The sequence below is a fragment of the Maribacter sp. genome (assembly GCF_016744255.1).
GTDB lineage: Bacteria > Bacteroidota > Bacteroidia > Flavobacteriales > Flavobacteriaceae > Maribacter_B.
The window spans coordinates 24,326-40,339 of record NZ_JADGES010000022.1; the positions used below are offsets into that span (position 1 = coordinate 24,326).

The 16,014-nt window shown below is 33.0% G+C and carries 12 protein-coding genes; 3 read left to right on the forward strand and 9 right to left on the reverse strand.

What is annotated here, in order from left to right:
- Positions 1-3: 3 nt before the first annotated feature.
- The gene (locus QZZ51_RS05850; RefSeq protein WP_291867223.1) at positions 4-2,403 is read right to left on the reverse strand and encodes a TonB-dependent receptor; all 2,400 of its coding nucleotides are present in this window, start codon (positions 2,401-2,403) and stop codon (positions 4-6) included.
- A 261-nt stretch (positions 2,404-2,664) separates the two neighbouring features.
- Between QZZ51_RS05850 and lepA the strand changes: the two genes are divergently transcribed.
- Entirely contained in the window at positions 2,665-4,461 is a 1,797-nt protein-coding gene (lepA, locus tag QZZ51_RS05855) for a translation elongation factor 4 (protein ID WP_291867225.1), read from the forward strand.
- Positions 4,462-4,535: 74 nt separating this feature from the next.
- On the opposite strand, the gene QZZ51_RS05860 is transcribed toward lepA, so the two are convergent.
- The 6 genes from QZZ51_RS05860 to QZZ51_RS05885 form a co-directional block, all read right to left on the reverse strand.
- Complete coding sequence (locus tag QZZ51_RS05860) at positions 4,536-4,967, reverse strand: hypothetical protein (RefSeq protein ID WP_291867228.1); 432 nt, start codon at positions 4,965-4,967, stop codon at positions 4,536-4,538.
- A gap of 283 nt (positions 4,968-5,250) precedes the next feature.
- A complete protein-coding gene (locus tag QZZ51_RS05865) occupies positions 5,251-6,342 on the reverse strand; it encodes a hypothetical protein (protein ID WP_291867229.1) in 1,092 nt (363 codons plus the stop codon).
- A 67-nt stretch (positions 6,343-6,409) separates the two neighbouring features.
- On the reverse strand, positions 6,410-8,500 hold the full coding sequence (locus QZZ51_RS05870; RefSeq protein WP_291867232.1) for a BspA family leucine-rich repeat surface protein: 2,091 nt from the start codon (positions 8,498-8,500) through the stop codon (positions 6,410-6,412).
- 99 nt (positions 8,501-8,599) lie between these two features.
- Positions 8,600-10,618 carry a cadherin domain-containing protein gene (locus QZZ51_RS05875; RefSeq protein ID WP_291867235.1) on the reverse strand — a complete coding sequence of 673 codons (2,019 nt, stop codon included), beginning with the start codon at positions 10,616-10,618 and terminating at the stop codon, positions 8,600-8,602.
- Between the two features lie 324 nt (positions 10,619-10,942).
- The gene (locus QZZ51_RS05880) at positions 10,943-11,692 is read right to left on the reverse strand and encodes a LytTR family DNA-binding domain-containing protein (protein WP_291867237.1); all 750 of its coding nucleotides are present in this window, start codon (positions 11,690-11,692) and stop codon (positions 10,943-10,945) included.
- Between the two features lie 3 nt (positions 11,693-11,695).
- Positions 11,696-13,540 (reverse strand): histidine kinase, encoded by a 1,845-nt coding sequence (locus QZZ51_RS05885; RefSeq protein WP_291867240.1) that lies wholly within the window; start codon positions 13,538-13,540, stop codon positions 11,696-11,698.
- A gap of 169 nt (positions 13,541-13,709) precedes the next feature.
- Between QZZ51_RS05885 and QZZ51_RS05890 the strand changes: the two genes are divergently transcribed.
- Together QZZ51_RS05890 and QZZ51_RS05895 are read left to right on the forward strand one after the other, a co-directional pair.
- A complete protein-coding gene (locus tag QZZ51_RS05890) occupies positions 13,710-13,904 on the forward strand; it encodes a hypothetical protein (protein ID WP_291867243.1) in 195 nt (64 codons plus the stop codon).
- A gap of 142 nt (positions 13,905-14,046) precedes the next feature.
- Complete coding sequence (locus tag QZZ51_RS05895; RefSeq protein ID WP_291867246.1) at positions 14,047-14,277, forward strand: GTP-binding protein LepA; 231 nt, start codon at positions 14,047-14,049, stop codon at positions 14,275-14,277.
- Positions 14,278-14,381: 104 nt separating this feature from the next.
- Here QZZ51_RS05895 and QZZ51_RS05900 read toward each other — a convergent pair whose 3' ends face one another.
- A complete protein-coding gene (locus tag QZZ51_RS05900) occupies positions 14,382-14,633 on the reverse strand; it encodes a hypothetical protein (RefSeq protein ID WP_291867249.1) in 252 nt (83 codons plus the stop codon).
- 154 nt (positions 14,634-14,787) lie between these two features.
- The coding region (locus tag QZZ51_RS05905; protein WP_291867251.1) for a cation:proton antiporter at positions 14,788-16,014 on the reverse strand (1,227 nt) is incomplete at its 5' end.

Consider the following 16,014-nt stretch of genomic DNA (forward strand, 5'->3'; position numbering starts at 1 on the left):
GAATTATATTCTTCGGCGTTCCGCATTATGCTTCGACTTTTTATTGTTTTTTATCTTTGAATTTCCAAACTTATACCTAAATCCCAAACTAAAAAGGCGTGTTTCCCTTCTTGTGTAGGTCGAGTTATTTTGATCGCCATATACTCTAGATGCAAAACGTGCATTGTCCCTAAAAACATCAGACATACCTAAAGAAATACTCGCTTTTTTATTCCACAATGTTTTTCGTATTGCTATACTTAAATTACTGTAAGCTTCCGAACTAGCATTACCATAAATTGTAGGAGCATAATACACATAATTTACATCTACCATTAAGCTCTTATTATCTAATAATGCAAAACTATTTCTTGTTCTAAATAACCAAGACCAGATATCTCTTGTTAATAAATCGCCAGAACTAAAATCTACAAATTCATGCTCTTTATTTGAAATAGATAGTAAAATATAATTATCCCAATAATTAGTTACCTTTTTATTAAAAGAAAAATCTACTCCATAAAACGTATTTCTATCAATGTTATAACTAACATACCTTAATAAATTAGAGGTATTATCTTGAAAAACTTGTTCGCTAAAATAATTTTTCTCTACCATATAAAAGACCTCTACATTGTATGCCTTTTTTAAAGTATATTCTAAGGCTATATAGTTTCTAGTGGTTGGCAATAAGTTGGGATTACCCTCTATCACAGAGTTATTACTTTCGAAATACTGGAAAGGGTTAATCTTATTATACCTAGGTCTTTTAATTCTTCTAAAATAATAGAACCTTAAATTATGATCTTTACTTGGAACATAATTCAAAGAAAAGGAAGGAAATAACTCTAAATAGCTCCTCTTTGTTTTACTGGGGTTAGTATCTAAATCTCCAAGTGTTTCGGTATACTCTAATCGTAATCCAGTGTTTAATTTAAAATTCTCCCAGCTAGAGTTAAAACTAGTATACCCCGCATAAATATCTTCATCATACAGAAATACCCCTGCTTCTGTTGGGTTTATCCCAGGTTGGTTACGATCAAAACCTTCTTGTTTTATAGTACTCTTAGAATATATTCCCGCAAAACGAACCCCGGCTTCAAATCTACTAGCTTTACCAAAAGGGGTTATATAATCTAATTGAGCATTATACAGGTTTATCTTCTGATTAGAATCTGTCGTAAAATTATTAGTTCCCGTAGATTCTCCTAAATCATTAAAAAAAGTAGTATTTAAATCTTGTCCAATTTTTGCATCGTAAAAAGTATAGTGTGATCCAAAGGATATTTCTGCTCCTTTCTTATTTAGCTTCCTAACCCAATCTACATAATATGCAGTATTAAAATAATCTCTATCACTAAAAATAAGTGATTTAAAGCTAGAATCTAAGGCATCATCTGTATAATTAACATCTGTATAAGTATCTTTTAGATTACTATATTTTGGTGTAAGAGCATTAAGACTAGACAAACTAATCGTATTTTTTTTGTTTATATAATAATCAAAAAACAGGCTTAAATTATGTTTATTCTGTTTGGTCGTAGAGTTTTGGTTGGCTGTCCAATCGGAACTTGGGCTACCTATGTAATTTGTTTTATCTGTAAACCTAGTAATATTTTTATTTCGACTAAAACTATAGTTTACAGAAAAATCAGTTTTTTTTCCCTTAAAATAGTGATCCGTACCCAAGGTATGCTTTGCAAAAACACCCTGTTTGTATGTATTATAAAGAGATCCATTATAACCCGATGCTAAATTTTTGCGCATTACAATATTAATGAGCATTCCTCCTTCTGCACTATATTTTAATGGTGGGTTGGTAATTACCTCAATAGATTCTACATTACTAGCACTAGTTCCAGAAAGTAAATTATATAAATCCTCAGTGGGTAGATTAACCTTTTTATTATTAATCATAACCCCGATATTATCTTGCCCCTTAATTTGTAGTTTATCTCCTGAGATAAGAACAGAAGGAGTCCTTTTTAAAACATCCCAAATATCGGAATCTGCCAAAGCAGTATTGGCAATATTAAACACCAGACGGTCTGCTTTTCTTTCTAACCTAGGTTTTTGTAGTGTAACCACAACCTCATCTAAGTTTTGCTCAGATAAGTTTATTAGTATAGAACTTATTGTAATGTCTCCATTGATTTCTACAGAAATAGATTTAGAGGTGTTTCCTATATAACTAGCCTCTACATAATAACTGCCTTTTGCTAGTTTATTCAGCTTATAACTACCATCTTCTTCTGTAGAAGTTCCACGTAATAAAACAGAGTCTAAAGATTTAATAACCACTGTTGCATAAGAAATAGGGTTTTTATTACTATCTAAAACAATACCAGACAAAGAATAATCTTGAGCAAATGATATCTTAAGAAAAGAAAAGAAAAGAAAAAAAGTAAGGTATAATCTTATCATGTAGAATTTTCGACAATGTGGTAAATATAAATAAATATTACAAGAAATAACCTACAATATATGTAGTTTATTGTAGGTTGTGGTGCTTTTTTCTTAGGAGATTGTTATCTCCAAACTTATAAATAATAAGGACTTAACGTCCTAAAATATTTATAGTCAGGGCTTAGATAGCAGTATTTAAATTAAGCTATATTTGCAATTGCATTTCTTTGCCAGAAATAAAATTGGTAAAAAATAAATGCAATTGCTCATTTTGCTCCTATGAAGAATATTAGAAATTTTTGCATCATTGCACATATTGATCACGGTAAAAGTACATTAGCAGATCGATTGTTAGATTTTACTGGTTCTGTAACCGATCGTGATAAAAAAGAACAACTACTAGATAGTATGGATCTAGAGCGAGAACGTGGTATTACCATTAAAAGTCATGCCATACAAATGGAGTATACTTATAAAGGAGAAGAATATATTCTTAACTTAATCGATACTCCTGGTCACGTAGATTTTTCTTATGAAGTTTCTAGGTCAATTGCTGCCTGTGAAGGCGCGCTATTAGTAGTAGATGCTGCTCAAAGTATACAAGCCCAAACTATATCTAATTTATATTTAGCATTAGAGAATGATTTAGAAATAATACCAGTTCTTAATAAAGTAGATTTACCTAGCGCAAGTCCAGAAGAAGTTACAGATGATATTGTAGACCTTTTAGGGTGTGATGCAGAAGAGGTAATTCCTGCCAGTGCCAAAACAGGTATAGGCATTGAAGAAATATTAGCTGCTGTTATTGAACGTATTCCTCCACCCAAAGGAAATTTAGATGAATCTTTACAAGCTTTAGTTTTCGATTCTGTTTACAATCCTTTCCGTGGTGTTGAAACCTATTTTAGAGTCATAAATGGCGAAATAAAGAAAGGGCAAAAAATAAAATTTGTTGCTACGGATAAAGACTATTTCGCCGATGAAGTTGGCACTTTAAAATTAGAACAACAACCTAAAAAAAGTATTAAAGCTGGTGATGTTGGATACTTAATTACAGGTATAAAAGATGCTCGAGAAGTAAAAGTTGGAGATACCATTACAGATGCTGCCAAACCAACTCAAAATGCTATTGCTGGTTTTGAAGATGTAAAACCAATGGTTTTCGCGGGTATTTATCCTGTAGATACAGACGAGTTTGAAGAATTACGTTCCTCCATGGAAAAACTACAGCTTAATGATGCTTCTTTAGTTTTTGCTCCGGAAAGTAGTGCTGCTCTAGGTTTTGGATTTAGATGTGGATTCCTTGGAATGTTACATATGGAAATTATTCAAGAACGTTTAGAACGGGAGTTTAACATGACTGTAATTACTACAGTACCTAACGTTAGTTACCATGCATTTACAAGAAAAGACCCAGAAACGCCTTTAGTTGTAAATAATCCAACAGATTTACCAGATCCATCTAGTATTGAACGTGTGGAAGAACCATATATAAAAGCTACCATAATTACAAAAGCCGATTTTGTTGGGAATGTAATGTCTTTATGTATTGAAAAAAGAGGACAGATTACGAACCAAACTTATTTAACTACAGAACGTGTTGAGCTAAATTTTGATATGCCATTGGCAGAAATAGTTTTTGATTTTTATGATAGATTAAAAACAGTTTCTAAAGGATATGCTTCTTTTGATTATACACCAATAGGAATGCGCCCTTCTAAATTAGTGCGTGTCGATATTTTACTAAATGCGCAGCCCGTAGATGCTCTTTCTGCCTTACTTCATGCTGACAATGCAGTAGACATTGGTAAGAAGATTTGTGCAAAACTAAAAGAACTTATACCAAGGCAACAATTTGATATTCCTATACAAGCTGCTATTGGTGCCAAAATTATATCCAGGGAAACCACTAAAGCTCTGCGTAAAGATGTTACTGCAAAATGTTATGGTGGAGACATTTCTCGTAAACGTAAACTTTTAGAGAAACAGAAGAAAGGTAAAAAACGGATGCGCCAAGTAGGTAATGTAGAAGTGCCTCAAGAAGCATTTATGGCAGTATTGAAACTCAATGATTAAATAATAAACCCCAATAGAAAATTAAATTTTCTATTGGGGTTTTATAAAATAGCTATCCTAATTTGGCAATTATTCTAATGCCTTAAAATATATGTTTCCATTTTGGCTTTGGTCATGCCTATTAGTTTTGAGGCGTTTTTACTATAAAAATTGAGGTAAGAGAAGTTCTCACCTTCTTTGGTAGATAATTTCATAATCACAAAACTTTCTGAATCATAAGTAATCACATATAAACCTATTGGATTAAAAAACACCGGTTTGCCTATGCGGGTGCTCTCTTCTGCTTCATACTTATAAATTGCTGGCATACATTTGAAACAGGCGGCTACTAACAACATTTTGGTGCCATTGGCTTCTGCATACTGCATTACTTTTGTTTTAGATTGGCGATCTGCAAATAACATTTGGTAAGTACCATCTATATTTTTTGTAGCAGTTTCCTGCCCATAAAAGACTCCTATACAAGATAAGAATATGCCTAAAACAATTTTTTTTATGGTATTCATTAGTTTTTATTTTTGTTTGTTATACCTCTTAAGTAAATGATTTTGCCTTTTTCATTAAACTCTTTTTTGGCATCGAATACAATTCTTAAAATTGGCTCTTTTCTTTGGACTCGGTTCTTTCTAAAAAACCTTTTTATAAACATGACTGACATTTAAAAAAAATAGAAATAAAACGCTTAATGTTTCCATTAAGCGTTTTATATAGGTACTCTATGTGATTTTCTATTTAAAAGAATTTAAGGAGTAGAATGTCAAATAAACACGAAACGTTAGATACCTTTTCTTAATTTACATTTATCGTTTTTCCACAACCTGAATTCTTACTATACACTTTTTGGCTTGTAGAGCTATAGGCATTACTCCCACCAGATTTAGTTATTATTTGTATATAAGCATCCTGACTACAACTCCATGATGCTGTACTACCAGCATTTATTTTTGTTCCTGGATTACGGCTACCACTAGTTCCAACATAAATAGCACGACCACTATTATTACGAAGTGTTACCGTGTTTTTTGACTTAGCTCCTTGGTAATTTCTTTCGTTTTGTTCTTTTCTTCTTTGAAGATCTTGCCATTCTGGAGTAGCTTTAACAGAATCGTTATATCTTTTAGCATCTGCCCATTCCGCATCTCTTTTTGCTTTTTCTGCCGCTTTAGCTTCTTTTGCTTTTAATACGATTGCGTCTCTAGATTTTAAAATATTTTTATCCGATTGCTTTTCTTTTGCAGTTCTAGCATCTTGTTTTGCCTTCATTGCTACTAGATAATCAGTAATTAATTTTCTTAGATTCTGACTTTGTAAAGCTTTATGTTCTGAACCATAATTAGCTTTTATAACAACACCACCAGACTTCAATTTTTTAAGCTTGTCTTTAAAAGAAAGTTTCTTCTTCTTTTCTGCCTTTTTTTGTTTTCCATCATTATTTTCCACTGAAGCACCTTCTTTAATATATACATCATCTATACTAGTATAAGAAGTACCCTCTTCAGAAACACCTTTAAGAAAAAAAACATAATCACCTATGGCAACAATACCGTCTTTATTAGATGTAGATCTAATTACACTTTCATAAGGATAGCCTTTACAGGTAAAATTTCCTTCTACTACATCAATCGTACTTGTTTTTCCTTTTTTATCCCCTTTATCTACGATAGCTGTAATGCTATAGCCTTCACCAGTAGAAAGTGTTTTAAGTTCAAATTTTACAACAAACTGTCTGTCTCCTATTTCATAGACTCCATCCTTATCAGTATCCACAACAGCTCTGTATTCTGTATATTGATCTGTAGTGGAAATATTTTCAAACAAACTTTTTTGGGCTGTTGTAATCGCAGAAATTAGCAATATAGCCGCTATCATTATTTTTTTCATTATTGTATTTTTTTTATAGAATTATATACCACTCGTATAGTACAATCGGTATGATTTTTTATTTTATTTAAAAAGAAGGAAAACAAGTACCAGTTCCCGTTTGTGGTATTTGATTAGAGGTTAAGGCTGATCCAGTTTCAAAATTAGTACAGCTAGTTACATTACCAACATCCCAATTCCCTAAGTTTTGACTAAAATTGGTAGCATTAAAAAACATGTAGCTCACATTAGTTACTCTACTTACATCCCAACTACCAATATTTTGATTAAAAGCGGTAGCTCTATTAAACATTCCTGTCATAGTGGTTACTTTAGCTACATTCCAGCTACCAATATCTTGGTTAAATGCGGGTGCTTGGTAAAACATATTGGTCATATCGGTTACACGACTAACATTCCAATTACCAATGTTTGCATTAAAATTGGTAGCGAAACTAAAGGTTTGGTTCATATCTCTTACATCACTAACATCCCAAGAAGAAATATCTCCATTAAAGGCGGATGCATAATTAAACATGCGATCCAGTTTTCTAACAGCAGCAACATTCCAATTATTTAAATTCTGGTTAAAAACAGTAGCATTAGAAAACATCTGAGACATAATGGTAACCTTACTTACATCCCAAGCCCCAATATTTTGATTAAAAGTGGAAGCACCACTAAACATGAAGCCCATATTGGTAACATTACCTACATCCCAACTACTAAGGTCTCCGTTAAAAGAAGTAGCACCAGTAAATAATGAAAACATATTGGTAACGTTGCTTACATCCCAACCATTAAGATCGGCATCAAAAGAAGACGCAGTTCTAAAAGTTCCTGCCATACTAGTAACTGCAGCTAAATTGGGCACATCTGTAGCGTTGTTCGTTAAGTTATTACAACCAAAAAAGGAATACTCCATAGATTCCCATGCATTAGCACCCCATTGTTCTATGGTTTGTATTTTCTCTTTATCCCCACGGTCGTAAAAATAAATGGCAGGGAATGTACCTGTAATCTTTACCGTATACGTGCCTGGAGTTGCATAACCATGAATGACATCGCCTGTTTGGCTTGTACTTGTATTACCATCTCCCCAATCTACAGCATAGTCGTAAGTAAATGTATTGTTTGTTGGGATAGTAATAGTTGCATTAGCAACTGTGGTTTCCCACGTAGTAATAAATTCTGTACCAATAGTTGGCGTTCCTTCATTTACATCGGTAACATTAATGGTAACAGTTACTAAGGTATTAGAAACTCCATCGGCTACCTGAACTTCTACTGTATATTGGGTGGCAGTTTCGAAGTCTAAGCTGTTGTTTGCAGTTAAAGAAATATCGCCATTATTTGTCCCAATACTAAAAAGACCATTGGCATTATCTGTAAGACTAAACGTAAAACTACTATCTGCATCACTTGCACTAATAGAACCAACTATAGTGTTGCTTGCAATGTCTTCTGCTACTGTAAAAGGCCCACTGGAAACGATTACTGGAGCTTCATCATTTACATCTTCTACAATAATATGCATATTTGCTGAAGCCGTAAAGCTACCATCTGTAACCGTAACGGTTACATCAAAATTACTAGTTGTTTCCGCATCTAATAATTGTCCTGATTCTAGTTTTATGCTATTACCGTCCATAATAAAGGTAGTACTAGCATTGGCTTCATTGGTTATGCTATAGGTTAATGCGTCGTCATTAGGATCCGTTGCTACAACTTCTCCAATAGTACCATTAGCTGCCAAATCTTCAGCTATTGTAAAGGTTTGCGCTACGATTTGCGGTGCATCATTTTCATCAACATCAATTACATTTATGGTTATTGGTGCTGATGCTGTTAAATCTCCGTCAGACACCCAAACGGTGATGACATGGCTCGTTGCTGTTTCATAATCTAAAGAAGCACCAGAAACAAGGCTTAAGTTCCCTGTTGTAGAAACTTCAAAAAGATTATTATTATTTGTAGTAATACTGTAAGTAAGTGTATCTCCTTCTGGGTCTGTTGCAACTACGTTACCAATTAGCGTATTGGCATCTAAGTCTTCTGTAGCATTATAGCTTTGACTTTTTACTATTGGCGCCAAATTTTTTGGCGGATCCTCGTCTTTAGAGCAGCCAATAAAGACGATTACTAACAATAGGATTAGTGTTTTAAAATAATGTTTCATGTAACTTAGATGTAAGCGGTTTTATTTATAATAAGGAGGAACAGTAGTTGCCCCTCCTTACTTGTTTTGGTATAGAAAAATTTTATAAGACTGATTTTACTATGGGATATTGTTAAAAGTTATTTTACGAACCAATCGTTGGGTTCCATCGGTATCTCCAACATATAAATTACCATCAGCATCTATAGCGATTGCATTAGTAGCGTAAAAAGAAGCCGAACCAAAACCACCATTCGTAATTTGTTGCGTGCCTGTTCCTGCAACAGTTGTAACTACGCCACTAGGGGTTATTTTACGAATTCTTTTATTTCCACTATCACTTACATATACATTACCTGAAGCATCTACAGTAATACCATTAGGGCTACTAAACTTAGCTGCTGTACCTGTACCATCTGCAAAACCAGGGCTACTTCCTGCTAGTGTACTTACCACACCACTAGGTGTAATTTTACGAATACGGTGGTTTCCTTGATCGGTTACATATAAATTACCAGAACCGTCTATAGCGATCCCAAATGGGGTATCAAATTTAGCGGCTGTACCTGTACCATCTACAGAGCCATCTCTATTCATGGGAATAGGATCATTACTACCTGCAAAAGTACTGACTAGTTTTTGTGGGGTGATTTTACGAATATTTTGGTTAAGCCTATCCACCACATACAGATTACCACTGGCATCTGCTACTGTTTGTGTCGGATTATTAAACATAGCAGTAGCACCATTGCCATCTACATAGCCTCTGCCTGTTCCGGCCCAAAAACCTACATGACCAGCTGTAGTTACTTGTCTTATTAAATGATTTCCTGTGTCTGCGGCAAAAAACCGACCTAAATAAGTACTATATGTAAAACCTGAAACATAGTCATAACTTGCAACAGCTGCACTACCATCGTTTGAGTTGTCATTACCACTTCCTGAAAACTTAGTAACGGCTGCCGTAGAAACATTAATTTTTCTAATGGTGTTGTTAGAAGCATCTGCAATATATAAGTTCCCTGAAGGGCCCACAATTATGTTGGCTATGCTTCCAAACTTTGCTGCTGTACCGATACCGTTAGTATCGCCTAATGTTGAACCTGCAAAGGTAGTAACCGTTATGCTACTGGCATTTTCTACAACATCGGTAACATTAATGGTAATGCTCTCAGCAGATACTGCATCGCCATCAGAAACATTTACAGTAAGCGTATGGCTGGTAGCTGTTTCATAGTCTAAAGTTTTTCCTGCAGCCAAGCTAATTTCTCCATCATCATTTATTTCAAAAAGATTTCCTGGGTTTAAAGGAAGAGAATAGATAATGGTATCCTCTTCTGGGTCTGTAGCATCAATAGTACCAATAACTACTGTATCGGCAATATCTTCTGCTACATCGTTAATTACAGAGCCATCGCCAATTACTGGTGCTTCGTTTATATTGGTTACATTGATAATGATATCTGCAGTTTCGGTTAAAAGACCATCACTAACTTCAATAGTTAAAGTATAAGATGTCTTTGTTTCAAAATCTAGAGCATGTCCTGAAGCAATACTAAGTTTACTAGAATTTTGGTTCAACAACTCAAAGATAGGTGTTGAATTTGAAGAACTTACAAATGCATTCTGTGTAATGCTATAGCTTAAGGTATTACCGTTGGCGTCACTAGCTATAATATCCGCAATTTCTATGCCATGGTTGGTGTTTTCCGCCACACTAAAGGTTTGTGCTGCCATTACTGGCGCTACATTTTCGTCTACATCTATTACATTAACCGTAATGGTAGCTGTTGCTGATAAATCTCCATCGGATACTTGTACTATTACCGTATGTGTTGGAGTGGTTTCATAATCTAAAGAAACTCCTTCCAATAAGCTTAGGTCTCCTGTTGTAGAAATTTTAAAAAGAGCAGGAGTTATTGATCCTGAGGGGGCTGTAATACTATACGTAAGTGCATCCTCCTCTGGGTCTGTTGCCACTATCCTGCCTATGATATTATTAGAGCCCAAATCTTCAGAGAAATTAAAAGTTTGTGCTTTAATAACTGGAGCCGTATTTACTGGGGCATCGTCATCTTTACCGCAGCTAAAAAGCAGTGTTAGAACTAAAATTGAAATGGTTTTAAAAAAATGTTTCATGGTCTATTGTAAAAATTGATTGTTTACTATTACAAGTACCTGAGTACATCTTATTTGCAGAAGTACTGTACTCAAATATCTAATTAGGAAGTTTTAAAAAGAATAAAATCTATTTGTGTATAAGCATCAGAATATTGATTTAGGGTTCATAAAAAAATTAAGTAGGTTCTCTGAGTGTAAAAATGATAAAATAAAGAACTCTTGTGTAGCGCTACTTTACGAAAGGGTATTTTGAACTTATGAAAAGAAAGTCTTAACGTAAAAAGCCCAAAAGCAATTTTAAAAAATTGTTTTTGGGCTCAATATTAAAGACAGTAAAGGCTCTTAAATACTACTTACTATTTTTAAAAACTCTTCTCGCTTTTCTTTACTGATAGATACTGTTTTATCATTGTCTAAAATAATGTAACCCCCATCACTCTTTACATATTGTTTTATAAACCTAAGGTTGATCATAAAGGAGCGATGTGGCTTGTAGAAGCATGGAATATTTATAAGTAAATCTGCAAAATATTTTATAGGCTTACTTATTAGTATTTTGCTTTTATCAATAGTAGTAATACTTGTGTACATACCGTCTGCCTCAAAAACAATAATGTTTTTAAGTTCAACAAACTTAATACCATCTGCTACTGGCAGTCCTATTTTCTTAAATTCATCTAAAGAAAGGCTCTCTTTTAATTCTTTAAGCCGAAGGTTAAGTTGTGATTTTCCGACTAAGGCAATGCATTTCTCCACCGCTTTTTTTAATTGAGCTGCCCGTAATGGCTTTAGAAGATAATCTACTGCTGCTAACTCAAATGCTTTAAGAGCATATTCTCCATAAGCAGTGGTAAATATAATTTCAAAGTTAATTTTATCCTTATCTATAAAATCTAGTATTTCTAGCCCGGAGTGCTCTGGCATTTCTATATCTAAAAAAACAAGTTGGGGCATTTCTCTTTGTATGAGCTCTACTCCATCTAGTAAATTACTGGCCGTAAAAATCTGTTTAATTTCTAAACAGTTTTCTTCTAATAAAACCTTTAGTAGGTTCCTAGCTTTTGGTTCATCATCAATGATAATTGCCTTCATTATTTATGATATAATTGGTATGTTTAAAATAATTTTGGTGCCTATTGGTTTTTCGCCTTCGTACAAATCTATCGTTTCAACGCCAATCTTTTTTGTTGCACTGTCATTAAACAGACTTAAGCGTTCTTGTGTAGCTTTTTCTGCAAAAGACTCATGCTTATTTCGCAGTTTTTTACTTAACATAACCCCTTTTTTTCTTCCGATACCGTTATCTTCAACAATACAATTAATAGTACCTTCCTTTCCCTTTGTAAATGACACCACTAATTTTCTCTTCCCTTTTTTATGTAAAAGTCCGTGTCGTATAGCATTTTCTACATAGGGTTGTACCATCATTGTAGGTATGCGTAGAGTAACATCGGTCAATGCCTGTGCTAAAGTAATATGATAGTTAAAATCATCTTCAAAGCGTAAGCCTTCTAAATCTAAATATATCTCTAAGCTTTCTACTTCATCTGCTATAGATATACTACCTGTTTCACTATGTTTTAAATACCTACGGATTAAATCTGCAAATCTGCCTAAATATTCACTAGCTTCATTTTTTTTATTGGTTACAATATACTCTTGAATGGAATTAAGCGTATTAAAAATAAAGTGAGGATTCATTTGTGATTTTAATGCTTTGAGCTCGCTCTCTTTATATTTTTTCTCTAGTACTAGTCTTTTTTGCGTCTGCATCAATTCAGTCGCTACAAGTTCTGCCTGTTTGGCCGTTTTTAATTTTCTAAAATAAAACAATGAACTTAAAGCTATTAGAATAGCTATAGTTATAGCACTAATAAGATAGTTTCTGTTCTGTACACCCGTAGCTTCTGCAAGTGCTGCTCTGGCTTCAGCAGCATCTTTGTCTGCGGCAATACGGTCTGTTTCTAATTCTACTTTCATCCGACTAAATTTTTTTTCTCTATCTTCTTTATTTGAAGTGTCTTTACTTGCACTTAAAAGCTCTAATATTTTAAAAGCCTCCTCATAGTTACCCATATTTACTAATATTTTTTTTCTAGTTTCGTAGGTAAGGTTTAATCCTGCAGAGTATTCAAGAGCTTTATATGCTACTAAAGAACTATCATTATACAAAAGTGCCTTTTCGAATTTTTTTTCTTTCCGATAGCCTTTACTTAACATTAAATAAGAATATCCTAATATGAAATGATTCTCTGAATTACTAATCTTCATCAACCGCGTAGCCTCTTTAGAAGACTTAATTACTATATCTATATTTTTATCCTTTTGTAAATAGGATTCAGATTGACCATTAAGACTGGCGCATATATTAATAGTATCCTTGACTGCCCTACTATATACTTCGGCTTTCTTCATCTTTGACAGAACTTCTACTAAACTTTTGTTTATTCCAAGATATACGTAACCTATCGCTAGATTAACCATTGCCAAATTCAGAGTATCGTTTACTTCTTTAGAATAGTCCTCAGATTTTTCTAAATATTCTAGAGCAACTTCATACTGTTTAGTATCAAGAAATGCAACACCAATGTTATATCTAATACGACTAAGTATGCTATGCATCTTAAGTTCTTTAAAGACATCTATTGATTTTTTATAATATTCTAAAGATTTACCTTCATATCCTCTATTGTTATACACAACTGCAAAATTGTTAAACGCTTGACCTTTTCCCTTTAAATAATTATGCTTCTCTGAAAACTCTAGCATGTATTTAGCTACGGCTTCAGAAGCATCTAAATCTGTATTCCATAGACGTTTACCAAGTAGAGCTAAACTGTCTACTTTCTTAATAACCATGCTATCTACCGCAGCTATTTTTTGGGGAAAACAGAAGTGACAACTCACAAAAATAGTCAAAAGAAGAAGTGTTTTTTTCATTTTATAAGAGGGGCTATCTTAAATCTCATATAGATGGTCACTACATGTAATTTCTTTAATATTGGTTAAAAGCACCTCTAAAAATGAAGCCTATTTAATTTTCAAATATACACTCTAGATGTATATAATATCGAAGTGAACTTATATAAGGCTTGTTTGAGCTTTTGAAATGACCAAAATAAGATATTTACAATCTTATATTAATAGGTATGATTCAGGATTATTCTATAAAATTAGTGTAGTAATCTATTCGGTGAACATACGCTGTTATAGAAATAAAAAGAACAGAGTAAGTAAAGTAGAAGTACCGCAAGAAGCATTTATGGTGGTATTAAAGCTGAATGATATTTACTCCTTTATTTAGGATACAGATTAGTCGATATACCAACAAAGAAATTACTCCTAACATACAAGGAATAAAAGCATTGTTAATAATATTTCTTTACGAGTATAAAAAAACTAGTATTTCTTCCTATTTTTGCTTCCCCCAATTATCCCCCGATATTATGACATTATATATTGCTCAGTTTACCGCTACACACAATATTATTCAACTAGAAGAGCGTTCCATATTTACTTGGAGACAAGAAAGTGGAGAAATTGATGAATCTATGCTAATAAACAAAATTAAAAGAGAATCTTCTATTCACTTTTTTCAACTGGTTGCTGGCGCTAACTACGAAATAAATGAAAAAGATATTACGGTAACCATTAATAAAGCTCAGCCTTTTTCTTGATTTCTATTAAAGTAAAAATTATGCCTCTTTTTAAAATATGATAGGTTAAAAACTAAAAAAGCGACTTTACATAAAGTCGCTTTTTTAATATGGTAAAGAATACGTTAAAACCCCGAAGTACCAGCACATATATTTTTAACAAATGCTTCTGGAGTAACACCATCTAAGTCTTCTTCTGTATAGGTTGTCGACTGTCCTAAAGTTTTAACGGTAACAGTACCGTCTCCATTATCGCATCCCTCTATTTTAATTCCTAATACTTCACAAGAGTTACATTTTTTATCATCGTCATCTTTAGAGCAGCTAGTAAAACTGATAGTAGCGGCTAATGTCATAAATAATAAAGCTTTTTTCATAATAAAATTTAGTTATTGGTTATTAAATGATTTGAAAAAAGATAACGAGTGCTTCCTAGTTATATTTCTAAAAAGCCCTTAATTTATAAGTAAATGTTGTGAAATCACTAATTTCAGACATAAACTAACATTATAGCATATATTAAATTGAAAATTATGTAAAAGATTTTCCCAAATAAACTAGCTTAAAACCCTCTGTAACAATCCCTTTTTCTTTACCGTAAGAAGAAATAATTTCGATATTACCTTCTAAATTTTTTATAAATATGGGTACTATATGCTCATCTGCCTTTGTTATTTCTATTAGTTTAGTATAATGTTCAGGGCTTGTTATTTCTATCTCATTTATAGTAGGAAATTTTCTTGCGGTTTCTGTTAATTTTACAAAATCATCGGTATGCGAAAAAAGACCTTCATGAGGATTATTTTCTGGATTATTCATTTCGTCTCCAGTTACCAACCTAAAGGCACCATTTTCACCAAATTGTTTTTGAAATTTTGTAATAATGTACTTATTAATATCCGAATTACCTGTTAGAGCCATTAAATACCCCATATCGTTTAATTCAATATTATCCATTAAACTATCCGAGTAAATATTAGATACTAGTGCTTCTAATCCTGCTCCTTTGGCTTTTTCTATATTAGATTGGTTATTATCTATAAGCACAACATGCCGCTGGTTTTTAAGAAGATAACTCGCAATTAATCTAGAAACATCGGAGGCTCCAATAATTAAAATTCCTTCCGATTTTTTTAAAAACACTCCAATTAATTTTGCAAAAAAACGAGCCGTTGTAGCGTTTAGCAAAACAGTTCCTAAAACAATCATAAAAACCAAAGGTGTAATATACTCAGCGCCTACTTCTCCTTTAGCTAAAAGCTTAGAACCAAATAAAGAGGCAATACCCGCGGCTACAATACCACGAGGACCTACCCAACTGATAAATAATTTTTCATTTAGTTTTAAATTAGAACCTTGTGTACTTAAAAACACCCCCAAAGGACGTATTACGAATATAATTACTGTAAAAAGTGCTACTGTTTTCCAGTTATATATTAATTCTAAATCGCTAATGTTAATATTCGCAGCTAAGAGTATAAATAATATAGAGATGAGTAAAATACTCAAAGACTCTTTAAAATAAAGTAATTCTTTAAGGTTAGGAAGATTAATATTCCCTAAAACAAGTCCCATAACTACTACTGCCAAAAGTCCCGATTCATGGGCAAAAACATCCGAAGTCACAAAAACTAATAATACTATAGACAGGGAGGCAACATTTAATAAATAATGAGGGATTAATTTCTTTTTTATAGCAAAGGTTAGGGCGTGAGCAAAGGTAAAACCAAAGCTAGTTCCAAAAAGAAGTATTTTGCC

Bases quoted from the DNA above. Each gene is read 5' to 3' on its own strand.
- QZZ51_RS05850 (WP_291867223.1), bottom strand. From the start codon at position 2,403: ATGATAAGATTATACCTTACTTTTTTTCTTTTCTTTTCTTTTCTTAAG.
- lepA (WP_291867225.1), top strand. From the start codon at position 2,665: ATGAAGAATATTAGAAATTTTTGCATCATTGCACATATTGATCACGGT.
- QZZ51_RS05860 (WP_291867228.1), bottom strand. From the start codon at position 4,967: ATGAATACCATAAAAAAAATTGTTTTAGGCATATTCTTATCTTGTATA.
- QZZ51_RS05865 (WP_291867229.1), bottom strand. From the start codon at position 6,342: ATGAAAAAAATAATGATAGCGGCTATATTGCTAATTTCTGCGATTACA.
- QZZ51_RS05870 (WP_291867232.1), bottom strand. From the start codon at position 8,500: ATGAAACATTATTTTAAAACACTAATCCTATTGTTAGTAATCGTCTTT.
- QZZ51_RS05875 (WP_291867235.1), bottom strand. From the start codon at position 10,618: ATGAAACATTTTTTTAAAACCATTTCAATTTTAGTTCTAACACTGCTT.
- QZZ51_RS05880 (WP_291867237.1), bottom strand. From the start codon at position 11,692: ATGAAGGCAATTATCATTGATGATGAACCAAAAGCTAGGAACCTACTA.
- QZZ51_RS05885 (WP_291867240.1), bottom strand. From the start codon at position 13,540: ATGAAAAAAACACTTCTTCTTTTGACTATTTTTGTGAGTTGTCACTTC.
- QZZ51_RS05890 (WP_291867243.1), top strand. From the start codon at position 13,710: ATGACCAAAATAAGATATTTACAATCTTATATTAATAGGTATGATTCA.
- QZZ51_RS05895 (WP_291867246.1), top strand. From the start codon at position 14,047: ATGACATTATATATTGCTCAGTTTACCGCTACACACAATATTATTCAA.
- QZZ51_RS05900 (WP_291867249.1), bottom strand. From the start codon at position 14,633: ATGAAAAAAGCTTTATTATTTATGACATTAGCCGCTACTATCAGTTTT.